Genomic DNA, 11,768 nt, shown 5'->3' with positions numbered 1-11,768 from the left:
TCTTGTTATATTTTTAATTATTTATCATGATAAATACGCGAAACGTTTAAATATATTATTATATTATTACCCCACGGGCATTTTAAGTTAACCTCAAGGAGAAACACCTGGTTAACCTACCTTTTCAGGTAATGGAAATTGGTGCATATAAGATTCATGAATTTAATTTACAGCATTCCGAATGCCCTCAAAAAGGATGGGCATTTGAGGAATCACCTGAAACCTGGAAAAATGTCCAGATTTGAGACTATCCACCCACTTCAAAAATGAAGAAACGTATCAGGGATGAACCTATGAAATACCCTATAAAAACCTCAGAATCCGACCCTGCTTTTTTCGAAGAAATAAAAGAAGAAGCCGGAACGGAAAAAATTCTGATGTGTTTTAACTGCAAGGGCTGCTCAACAGGCTGCCCGGTGACTGATGTTGTGCCTGAGTACAACATAAAAAAACTTCTGCGCATGTCTGCAATGGGGCTGCGGGACCGCGTGCTCAACAGCGAGCACCTGTGGTACTGCACTACCTGCTTCAGGTGTCAAGAACGATGCCCAGAAGGAGTTAAAACCGTGGACACCATGCTTAAGCTCCGAGGTATTGCCGTAAAGAACGGTGTCATGCTTCCAGCTCATAAAAAGATCGCTGAGTACGTAATGCGTACCGGGCATGGTGTTCCGATTGATGAGCAGAACAGGGAAAAGCGGAAAGAGCTTGAACTCGATGAACTGCCCGGAACCGTGCACTCTTGCCCGGAAGCCCTTGAAGAAGTAAGGCAGCTCATTAAAGCCTGCGAATTTGACAGGCTTGCAGGTTTTGACCAGCCTTCTCCGGCCTGAAATACGAATTTGCGATAAGAAGCTGAAAAACATGACGAAAAACAGTACAGATAGTCCGGAACGTAACCTTTCACTCTTTTTAGGTTGTATCGCCCCTAACCGCTATCCAGGCATTGAAAGCGCAACAAGGAAAGTAATGGATCGGCTTGGGATTTCCCTGAAAGAACTTGAAGGGGCTTCCTGCTGCCCTGCCCCCGGAGTATTCCAGTCCTTTGATAAAAAGACCTGGCTCACTCTTGCAAGCCGCAACCTCTGCCTTTCGGAAGCCATTGATGCTGATCTCCTTACCATATGCAACGGCTGTTATGCCACGCTTGCGGACACAAACCGGACCCTGAAAGAAGATAACGGGGCAAAAGCAGGGGTCAACGAAAAGCTTTCGGAAATCGGAAGGGAATTTGCCGGGAAAATTGAGGTCAGGCATATAGTCGAATACCTTTTCAGGGAAGTCAGCCCTGAAAAAATCCGGGATGAAATCGTTCACCCGCTTGACCTCAGGGTTGCAGTTCACTACGGATGCCATTTAATAAAACCGTCCCATGAAAGAAAACTCGGAAGCGCGGAGAATCCTTCTTTTTTCGATGAACTGGTAGAGGCTACAGGAGCCCGCAGCATAGAATACGAGGATAAGACAGCCTGCTGCGGAGCAGGGGGAGGAGCTCGCTCAGCCGTACAGGACGTGGCTCTCAGGCTTACGGAAAAGAAGCTCGAGCACATGCAGAAAGCAGATGTTGACTGTATTGTGGATGCCTGTCCTTTCTGCCACCTTCAGTTTGACCAGGGGCAGTTTGAACTTGCAGACCTTCAGGGAAAAGAGTTCAGCATTCCTGTACTGCACTACTCCCAGCTCCTCGGACTTGCTCTCGGATATTCCCCTGAAGAACTGGGCATTTACTTAAACCGCACTCAGAATACCGAATTCTATACAAAGCTCGGGGAAATGGCTGAAAATAGGTTTCCGGGTAAACAACTCGGCGAGGGCACAGATTCCGGAAAGGGTGGAGTGCCCGTATAAGCTTCGGGCTGCCTTTAAGATTAGCTGGAAAAAACCGGGTACAAACTAAAAAAGTTAAAAAGAGCTAAAAGACTGGCAAAGATAAAGGCGTTTAAGGCACCGGAATACATTGAAAAAATACTGTGCTGAAGCAAAATTATCTAAAAACATCTGCAGGAGCTGAAAGCATGAAAACGGATATAACCGGAGCAGTGGCTGTAGTCGGGGGTGGTATTGCCGGAGTACAGGCTTCCCTTGACCTTGCAAACAGCGGGTATAAAGTTTACCTTATAGAGTCCGGGCCGACTATAGGTGGAAAAATGGCCCAGCTTGACAAGACTTTCCCGACTTCGGACTGTGCAGCCTGCATCCTCTCTCCCAAGCTCGTAGAAGCTAGCAGGCACCCGAATATAGAACTGCTCACATACAGCGAAGTCCTTGCCATTAACGGGGCTGCCGGAGACTTTACCGTAAAAGTCAGGAAAAAAACAAGGTATGTGGACGAGACAAAATGTACCGGATGCGGGGACTGCATTGAAAAATGCCCCAAAAAAGTCCCGGACACGTTCAACGAAGGGCTTGACCAGAGGAAAGCTATTTACCTCGCCTTTCCGCAGGCTGTTCCCAGAATTATGACAATTGACCCTGAAAACTGCATCTACATCAGGAGAGGCAAATGCGGAAACTGTGCAAAAGTTTGCAAAAGGGAAGCAATTGACTATACTCAAAAAGATAAGGAATTTTCTCTCAAAGCAGGAGCCGTAATCCTTGCTGCGGGTTTTGAGGCTTTTAATCCGAAAGGGCTTGAAGCCTACAGGCCCGAGCATCCTGATGTTGTTACTTCCCTCCAGTTTGAGAGGCTTTTGAATGCATCCGGTCCCTATCACGGACACCTGCAGACCTCAAAAGGAAAAGAACCTAAAAAGATCGCCTTTATTCAGTGTGTTGGGTCAAGAAACCAGAAATTGCAGAAAAAGTACTGTTCCTCGGTATGCTGCATGTACGCCGTAAAACAGGCAGTTATCGCAAAGGAACATGACCCGGAAATTGAATGTGCAATTTTCAATATAGACATCAGGGCTTTCGGTAAAGGCTTTGAAGAGTTCTACCAGCGCGCAAAAAACGAGAAAAAGGTCCGTTTTATCCGTTCTCGCCCTTCCTGTGTTGAAGCTGATCCCCTGAAAGGTGAATTGAGGGTTCCTTACGAGAAAGAGGACGGCAGCATAGCCCATGAAGAATTCGACATGATAGTCCTTTCGATAGGCATAGGGGCTTCGGAATCAGGAAAAGAACTGGCCAGGCTTGCAGGAGTAGGGCTTACGGAAGCCGGATTTATCGACACTTCAATAGAAAACCCCATGAGTACGGACAGGCCCGGAGTTTTTGCTGCAGGAGCGGTGCAGGGTCCGAAAGATATCCCTGATACCGTGGCTCAGGCAAGCGGGGCAGCTGCAAAAGCCGGGGCTCTTCTCTCTCCTGCCCGCGGGACTCTGGAGAGCAAGAAGAAGTTCCCACCGGAAAAAGCAACCGAAGGAGAACCAAAGGTTGGTGTGGTTGTCTGTCACTGCGGCACGAACATAGGCGGCTTTGTCAATGTTCCTGAAGTGACCAGCTACGCGGGCACACTTGAAAATGTGGCAGTTAAAAGAGAAGAAATGTACGCCTGCTCTGAAGATGCCCAGGAAAGGATCAAGGAAATGATTGCCGAGCACGGGCTGAACAGGGTACTTGTCGCCTCCTGTACTCCGAGAACCCACGAGCCTCTCTTTCAGGAGAGCTGCAGGGCTGCAGGGCTGAATCCCCACCTCTTTGAGCTTGTGAACATAAGGGAACATTGCTCCTGGATTCACCAGCAAGAGCCAGGAGAAGCCACTGAGAAAGCAAAAGATATTGTGAGGATGGGAGTTTCGAGAGTCAGACGCCTTACTCCGCTTTATAAGCAGGAACTATCTCTCAGGCATAATGCACTCGTGCTAGGAGGGGGGATTTCAGGTTTGCATTCAGCTCTCGAGATCGCAGAAAACGGGTTTGAAGTCCTGCTTCTGGAAAAAGAACACGAACTTGGGGGTCTCCTGAGGAATATAACAGCCCTTCAGGACGGCAGGAAAACCCAGAAAATCCTTATCCCTCTTATCAAAAAAGTCAGGGCTCATCCGCTCATCACGGTTCTGACAGGTTCTGAGCTTGTTGATGTCAGTGGCTCGGTTGGAAATTTCAAAGGCCGCGTAAGGGACAGAGAAGGTAAAGAACAGGAAATTCCATTCGCAGTCGCTGTTCTTGCAACCGGAGCCGAAGAGCTTTCACCTGCAGGATACTTCAGCTACGGGGAGTTCCCGAATGTTGTTACCCAGTCCGAACTTGAAGCAGAGCTTGAAGGCGATTTCAATGCAAAACACGTAGTAATGGTTCAGTGTGCAGGGAGCAGGAGTAAAGAACGACCTTACTGTTCCAGGGTCTGCTGCATAACTGCAGTTAAAAATGCTCTCCGTATCAAGGAAAAGGACCCTTCTGCTACCGTGCACGTGCTGTACAGGGAAATGCGTACCTATGGGGCCTGGGAAGAACTCTACTCAAGAGCAAGAGCTGCAGGCATACGGTTTATAGCTTATTCCGACAACAGGCTTCCCTGGATAGGAGAAAATGAGGTCCGTGTATATGATGAGATTACAGGCTTTGACCTGGAAATTGAGGCTGACCTTATAGTCCTGAGTGCTCCGCTTGTGGCTCCAGCTTCAAACAGGAAGGTTGCTCCCATGTTTAAAGTCCCTCTGGACTCAAACGGCTTTTTCCTGGAAGTCCATATAAAGCTGAGGCCAGTGGACTTTGCAACCGAGGGAGTCTTCCTCTGCGGAACTGCCCAGGCTCCGAAACTTGTCGACGAAAGCATTGCCCAGGCTGCGGCTGCAGCTTCGCGGGCATGTACAATCCTCTCAAGAAAGTCCCTCGAATCAAGTGCTGTTATCTCAAAAGTTGATACCGAACTTTGTGCTGGGTGCGGAGCCTGTGAGAAGGTCTGCCCTTACGGAGCAATCAGCCTTACAGAAATTTTGCTCGAAAAACAGGGCATTTCTTACAGGGCAAGGAAATCCGGAGTCAACCCTGCTCTCTGCAAGGGCTGCGGTGCCTGTGCTATGAGCTGCCCGACAGGGGCACTAGACCAGCAGCATTTCAGAAATGACCAGCTTCTTGCCCAGGTAAAGGATGTCTTTACTTATTCCGAGGAGGCCCGCTAATGGAACCTGAGAAAAATGAAATCTATGAGGCATGGGAGCCCAAAATTGTAATGTTCTGTTGCAACTGGTGTTCCTATGCTGGCGCAGATGGGGCAGGAATCGGGCGTTTCCAGCAGCCTGCAGGCATGCGCATCATCCGCGTAATGTGTTCAAGCAGGGTAGACCCTGTACATGTATTTTCAGCTTTCCTTGAAGGAGCAGACGCTGTGCTTATCACTGGCTGCCATCTCGGAGACTGCCACTATATAAACGGAAACGAAAAAACCCTTGTAAAATTCAATTTCATGCGTTCAATGTTAAAAGAACTCGGCCTTGAAGAAGAAAGACTGCAGATCAACTGGATCTCGGCATCCGAAGGCGAAAAATTTGCCGAGGTTGTCCGCACGGTTACGGAACAGGTCAGAAAGCTTGGCCCCAGTATCTTAAAACCCGAAGGAGTGGCCTGAAAATGTCAGGACTAAAAGATGCTTCCGATGTTAAAGCAGGGGATAAACTGCTTGGCTGGGCTGCATCCGAAGATGTAAGGTCTCGCGGGGCTTCCGGAGGGCTTGTGACAGCAATGCTCGCAGCTGCCCTCGAGACAGGACTTGTGGACAGGGCGCTTGTCCTGAAAAAAGTCAGCGAATTCGAAGCATATCCAGTATTTACCTCGGACGTGCAGGAAGTCCTGGAATCTGCAGGTTCCATGCACTCCGTTCCTGTAAACCTTGCAAGGTACCTGAAGCCAGAGACCTGCTCCGGAAAAATGGCCCTGCCAGCAAAGCCCTGTGATGTAAGAGCAGTTATTGAGAGGGCGAAAAGGAATGTCCTCTCATCTGAGGATACCTACGTAATAGGCCTTAACTGCGGGGGGACAATGCACCCTGAAAAGGTCAAAAAAATGCTTGAGACAGTTTACAGACTTGATCCTGAAGAGATTGAAGGGGAAGAAATAGTAAAGGGGAAGCTTGTCTTCGTCACGAAAGACGGGAAAGAACACGCAGTTCCTATTGATGACCTTGAAGCCGAAGACCTTGGAAGAAGAGATTCCTGCCGCTACTGTCAGGTGAAAATCCCGATGAATGCTGACCTGGCATGCGGGAACTGGGGTGTTTCGGGTAAGCTTGCAGGAAAAGCCACTTTTGTAGAGGTTATGACTGAAAAAGGGGCAGAACTCCTGAAAAACGCAGTTAAAGCGGGTTTTGCCGAATTTATAATGGCTGAAGAAAAAGGAATTTCTGCCCGGGAAAAGGTTAACAGAGTGATGCTCGGAATGAGCGAGAAAAGAAAAGCTGAGGTTTTTGCCCCTATTGAAAATGGAGAAGATCGCTTCGAGTATTTCCGGAAAGAACTTGAAAACTGCATCCACTGCGGAGCCTGCAAGGCAGTTTGTCCTGTCTGCACCTGCGGTGAGGATTCGAAATGTACTTCTTACTCTTCCCCTGGAGACAGCTACAAAATATCCCTTTTCCATATGGTGCGCTTCCTGCACCTCTCGGATTCCTGCATAGGCTGCGGGCAATGTGAAGATGTATGCCCTGCTGAAATTCCGCTCACGCGCCTCTACCAGCGTTTTGCCGTACCTGTCCAGAAAGAATACAGGTATCTTCCGGGTATGTCAGACAGGACTCCGCCTTTCTTTGCCCTTAAGCCCGAAGACAATGAAGACAAAGAAGGGGGTGGCTGCTCGTGCAGGTGAAGGACGGGAAAAATATGTGCCCGGAAAATGTATATTCAAGCATATGTCCCGGATGCGGGCTTGCCTGCGGGCTTTATCTCAGGGAAAATATTTCCGGAACCGGAGAGCCATCAGTGTCTGTGGACTTCCGCAAGAGTTCACCGGTAAACGCAGGCAAACTCTGCAGATTCGGGCTGAAACTTCCGCTGTATTATGCTGGGCTTCAGACCTCGATAGTGAAGGGGCAGAACTCCGGAATTGAAGGTGCTGTCTCAGAAGCCATAAAGGTTTTGAAAACTGTACCCGCGGAAAGCCTGGCTTTCTTTTCCGTGGGCAATACAACAAATGAAGAACAGAAAGTTTTCTCAGCCCTTGCAGGCGTTTTTGGTCTCGGCGTGGAAACCGGAATGGGTATCTACTCTTCCCTGCCGGCGAGGATGATCGGTGTACTTAACCGGAGTATATCCCTGGAGGAAGTTGAAAATGCAGGGCAGATCTTTCTCTTTGTTGATCCTTATTCTCAGTATCCCCTGCTTCTCAGGAGGATTCTCAGGGCAAAAGAAAAAGGAGCAGAAATTATCTGCATAGGGCCCAGGAAGCTGCCTCTTGCTGATAAACAGTTCTGCCTGAAGCCGGCAGAATATATGAAGTCCCTGTGCCCTTCCCCGAATTCCGTGATTATAGCTGATATTCACCCTTACTCTGACCCTGAGCATATAAAAGTGGTCATCGACCTTGCAGAAGCTTCAGGTTCGAAAACTTTATTCCTCAAGCCTTTTGTAAATTCTGCAGGAATGGAGGCGCTTGCAGCAAACAGGAAACAGCGCACTCTGAAAAAACTTCTTGAGGACATAGATTCCGGGAAAATAAAAACACTCTTCTGCCTGGAATCCGATCTTCTTGAGCTTGCACCTGACAGGGAGGCTGCAGTCCTGACCCTTTCGAAGCTGGACACCCTGATCGTTCAGACTTCAAGGAGGGGAGAATTTTCCGGGCTTGCCGATATAGTAATTGCATCCGAACCATTTTACCGCAAACAGGGTACGGCACTCAATGCTGAAGGAAGGCTCCTTTCGGCAGGTGGAAACTCGACCATCGGTTTCGATGCCCTTTCCAGCCTGGCGGAAACTTTTGGAAAACAGCCTGATTTTGAGTCGGTTCAGAAAGAGGTATATGAGGGTTTCGGGATAAAGGAAGCAGGCGATTTCGCTTTAAAGGCACCTTTTGAGCCTTATCCAATCTCAGCTGAACCATCCGAAGCTGAAACCTCCTGCTTAAAATGCAAACCCTCTCAGGAGGAATGCTGCAGGCTCTTTTCAGAGACCTGCACAGAACCCGGTCCAGCATTTCTTTCAGCTTCACTGGTTTATTCTCTTTCCCCTTTTATGTGGCACGGGCTTGAAGACGACAACGATTTTGTAGAACTTAACCTGCAAATGGTCCGCAAGCTGGGGCTTAAAAAAGGAGGCACCGTAAAAATCAGGGCTCAGGGAAAGATGGCTGATATTAAGTTCAGGGTATCGGACATTGAAAACTGCTGTTTGCTTTCCGCTAAGAAACTGCCGGTTGCAAGCTTTTCAGGAAATGGAGTGGAGCTTTCCAGATAAAAAATGTGCCTGAACGGAAAAAGGTATCTGAACGGAAAAAGGTATCTGAACGGACCACTATTAATTTGAAATGTGAAAGAAGTAAATATAGCTCCATAGACTGAGAATCTCTATGGAGCCGCAATTTTTTCATTTAATTCTTTTTTTCATATGATCGGATACCATGTGTCGATCGTAAGAAAGATTTTTTAAATAATTTTACCTATTTTTATGCTTTGATCCTTTTTCTTTTTCAGGGTTAAGGGTAAGCTTTTTTTCAATGCCACCTATGTTTATTATGTAATCGCCTGCAGGAAGCGAGTCCGTATCATATTTGAAGCAGAAATTTCCATCTGGGTTAGCCTGTGCAGCTTCGTATGAGGTTTCGAAAGTTAGTTTTACCTGCCCTTTGTTTGAATTGTTTTTTTCCTTATTTTTTTCGGACCCTTCTTTTTTGGATGCAACTTCTCCATCGATTTTCACGAAATAACTCATCCAGGAAGGTACGTTTGATTGAGAAATTGTAGCGTTTCCGTTTCTGGCATCAACATGCCTGGAAATCCACTTAAATTTCTTAACTCTTACATTCATATCCCTGACAACGGCGCCGTCCTCCCCGGTGGCATTGACCGTAAATAGGTTTTCACCACCAGATATCGATTTTGGAACCTTTAGTTTATTTATTTGATACTTGTAATTGTTTCCTGAAACCGGCACCATCTCTTCATGTAAAATGGATATTTCAATGATCTCATTACCTGCCGCCTTTCCGGAAATTGAGATTACATCACCAGTGCTGGGACAGACCGGAGATATTTCCCAGCATTTAACACTTGCAGATGCAGGTGCTGTCAGGATTCCCAGGATTCCTGCAACTGCACAAAACAGAACTATTATAAAGAGGGGCTTCCTCTGAAATACGTGTTTCAATTTAAATCCTCCATTCAATGTCTGCCTGACTTCAATTGGCTGTTTTTGTTTTTTTATACAGGCATGATTTCCAAGATCAGTAATTTGATCTTTTTCTAAATTTTCTCTGAAAAATATTTCTAATGATATGACTTCATTAGTTTTAAAATTTTTGCTAACACTAAATCATTTGTAATACTTATTACTACTTTAAATTTTTATAAATTAAGTTATGATTCAGAAAAGCAGATGAGTGATATAAGAAAATTTTCGATCAGCAAGAATCTTTTTTATGAGGTGAGAAGCATTTCTATGAAACCAGAAGCAAAGCCAGAAGCAAAACCAGAAGCAAAACCAGAAGCAGAAACAGTGTATATAATCTGGCTGTAATTGAATTCAAAAATTAGTGATCTTAGATAAGTAAGATAAATTCATAAGACATAAATACTTAACAGTAAAATAGATATTGTTGAGCGGGTAACCTGATGGGTTTTATCCACCCTCTACAAGTAAACATACCAGCCCCCAATTGGTATCAAATTTTTCTAAAATACTCCCCATATTTTCTCCCCCTGACCGCTCAACCTCTCTTTTCAACCTGCATATACTCATCCTGTCTTTACACTCTCATCCTATCCTCACATTCTCATCCTGGTCTTCTAACCGAAAGATTATATTCACAGGATTATCCGGTATCAGAAGAATTAAAAGTTAAACTTTTAAACAAAGAGCTGATGTAAAAATTAAAGATTGATATAATCAATATAAGGTCTTGAGGATATGGAAAAAGGAATATTTCCTCCGAGAAGTTCAGATCCAGTGTATGCCACACTTGATGATTGGATCCTGCACGAAACGATTCCGTTTTCTATCGATTCGCCCGAATCTTTCGGAACTTCCGTTGACAGAGTCATAGCTTCACTTGGCGATTCCGTGGAGTTGCTTGGCTTTGGGGAAGCTCTCCATGGAGGTGAAGACATTCTTATACTTCGCAACCTGCTGTTTCGACGTCTGGTAGAAGCGCATGGCTACAGCGCAATTGCTATAGAAAGCAGCTTTCCTCGGGAACGCGCAGTTAATGAGTACATAGCCGGCAGAAATCCAGATAATTATGAAATTCTTCAGGATACAGGATTTAGCCATGGATTCGGCAGGCTAGATGCTGATCGGGAACTCGTCGAGTGGATGCGACAATACAATGCCGATCCTTCCCACAAGTTCAAGCTCTATTTTTACGGATTTGATAGCCCTACGGAAATGACCTGCAGTGATAGCCCACGCCAGGTTCTGCATCTTGTTCTGGATTACCTTGCTTCGATAGATAGCATCAGCGCAAAGGACCATAGAGAGCGTATCGATACATTTCTTGGTCAGGATGCGGATTGGGAAAATCCGGCTGCGATGATTGACCCCATGAAGTCAATAGGCTTGTCATCGGCCGCAAATTCGCTCAGGATCGAAACAGAGGATCTTATCTCAGAACTATATGCACGCCGTCCAGAATTGGTAGCCAAAAGCGGAAAGAGCCGCTATCTGGAAGCCATGCACTATGCATCTGTGGCACGGCAGCTACTTAACTATCATGCTGCACTGGCGCGAAAATCGGAGCCAGGGAAAAGGATTATTGAAGGTCTCAGCATCCGTGAAGCGATGATGGCGGATAATCTGGAGTATATTTTGTCCCGTGAACGTGGTAGGGGAAAAGTGCTGGTCTTTGCCCATAACAGCCGTCTGCAGCGCGGAAAGGCACAATGGCAGCTGGGCACCGAACTACTGATATGGTGGCCTGTGGGGTCTCACCTTAATGAAATGTTCGGTCCTCGCTATGCAGTTATTGGTTCTGCGGTAGGCGTTTCAGAAGCCAATGGCGTAGGTCAGCCTGAAGCAGGCACTCTTGAATCTCAGCTTACTTATTCTCCTGGACCAGTGCGGTTCATTCCAACTTACAATGGCGAAAGGCTTCCAGTCTTAGCAAGAGAGGCTATTCCTGTACGCTCTGGCAGTATGAAGAACCCAACCTACTTCGCCTTAACCTCTCAAAGCCTTACCGATTTCGACTGGCTGGCTGTCCTGGATTCAACAGGATATAGTCGGGGTGGGCCAGTACTGCAACGATAAGAAGTTTATTCAGGCAGAAATGTGCTCTACCCTTCAGGCAGTACCGGTACTTCTGGATTTTCAGGCTTACGGAAATATCTTTAATTTTTCTCCTCCCGCCAAAAATATTGAAAATAGGGTTTGGCAGGAGACAGATCTGTGAAATAGTCCAGTTTTTAGGGAGAAAACAAAAACCTACTACTTTATAAATTAACTAACTGAACGAACTAAATAACAATCAGTCTTACTTTAATTAAGTAGAACAAATTCACAATGAATAAATAGTTAGCAATAAAAATATTATACGTTGAGCGGGTTCTGAGGATCAGTCATGCCTCCGCAAGCATTGTACTTTACCCTAGGTTTGGTTTTTTAGTTCCAGCTATTCCCCAATATCTCCCCGGAATCTGCTCAAGGCCTCTTTTTTTAATTCCTGGCATATACCTTCACGGATATAAT

At 46.3% G+C, this 11,768-nt stretch carries 9 protein-coding genes; 7 read left to right on the top strand and 2 right to left on the bottom strand.

All coding sequences use genetic code 11. The features are described from left to right. Positions 1 to 266: 266 nt before the first annotated feature. The 6 genes from hdrC (at position 267) to RSJ42_RS03735 (ending at position 8,324) form a co-directional block, all read left to right on the top strand. Positions 267 to 833 (top strand): CoB--CoM heterodisulfide reductase subunit C, encoded by a 567-nt coding sequence (gene hdrC, locus RSJ42_RS03760; RefSeq protein WP_410509361.1) that lies wholly within the window; start codon positions 267 to 269, stop codon positions 831 to 833. A 31-nt stretch (positions 834 to 864) separates the two neighbouring features. Beyond that, entirely contained in the window at positions 865 to 1,848 is a 984-nt protein-coding gene (gene hdrB, locus RSJ42_RS03755; RefSeq protein WP_410509360.1) for a CoB--CoM heterodisulfide reductase subunit B, read from the top strand. 167 nt (positions 1,849 to 2,015) lie between these two features. Further along, positions 2,016 to 5,060 carry an FAD-dependent oxidoreductase gene (locus RSJ42_RS03750; protein ID WP_410509359.1) on the top strand — a complete coding sequence of 1,015 codons (3,045 nt, stop codon included), beginning with the start codon at positions 2,016 to 2,018 and terminating at the stop codon, positions 5,058 to 5,060. Further along, positions 5,060 to 5,506, top strand: coding sequence for a hydrogenase iron-sulfur subunit (locus RSJ42_RS03745; RefSeq protein WP_410509358.1), 447 nt, complete (start codon positions 5,060 to 5,062; stop codon positions 5,504 to 5,506). Before RSJ42_RS03750 ends, RSJ42_RS03745 begins: the two co-directional genes overlap by 1 nt. A gap of 2 nt (positions 5,507 to 5,508) precedes the next feature. Further along, positions 5,509 to 6,738 (top strand): Coenzyme F420 hydrogenase/dehydrogenase, beta subunit C-terminal domain, encoded by a 1,230-nt coding sequence (locus RSJ42_RS03740; protein ID WP_410509357.1) that lies wholly within the window; start codon positions 5,509 to 5,511, stop codon positions 6,736 to 6,738. After that, positions 6,729 to 8,324 (top strand): hypothetical protein, encoded by a 1,596-nt coding sequence (locus RSJ42_RS03735; protein WP_410509356.1) that lies wholly within the window; start codon positions 6,729 to 6,731, stop codon positions 8,322 to 8,324. The genes RSJ42_RS03740 and RSJ42_RS03735 overlap by 10 nt, the downstream gene beginning before the upstream one ends. Before the next feature lie 198 nt (positions 8,325 to 8,522). Here RSJ42_RS03735 and RSJ42_RS03730 read toward each other — a convergent pair whose 3' ends face one another. Continuing rightward, positions 8,523 to 9,233: a hypothetical protein gene (locus RSJ42_RS03730; RefSeq protein WP_410509355.1), complete on the bottom strand. Its 711-nt coding sequence runs from the start codon at positions 9,231 to 9,233 to the stop codon at positions 8,523 to 8,525. A gap of 722 nt (positions 9,234 to 9,955) precedes the next feature. Continuing rightward, positions 9,956 to 10,192 (bottom strand): hypothetical protein, encoded by a 237-nt coding sequence (locus RSJ42_RS03725; RefSeq protein WP_410510434.1) that lies wholly within the window; start codon positions 10,190 to 10,192, stop codon positions 9,956 to 9,958. Here RSJ42_RS03725 and RSJ42_RS03720 point away from each other — a divergent pair. Further along, positions 10,146 to 11,330 carry an erythromycin esterase family protein gene (locus RSJ42_RS03720; protein ID WP_410510309.1) on the top strand — a complete coding sequence of 395 codons (1,185 nt, stop codon included), beginning with the start codon at positions 10,146 to 10,148 and terminating at the stop codon, positions 11,328 to 11,330. The two genes, RSJ42_RS03725 and RSJ42_RS03720, sit on opposite strands and share 47 nt — an antisense overlap. The last annotated feature ends 438 nt before the right edge of the window (positions 11,331 to 11,768 follow it).

Origin of the sequence: Methanosarcina hadiensis (genome assembly GCF_046529725.1) — an archaeon.
Taxonomy (GTDB): domain Archaea; phylum Halobacteriota; class Methanosarcinia; order Methanosarcinales; family Methanosarcinaceae; genus Methanosarcina; species Methanosarcina hadiensis.
The sequence above is the reverse complement of the archived record's forward strand: the minus strand, read 5'-3'. Positions and strand labels throughout refer to the sequence as shown.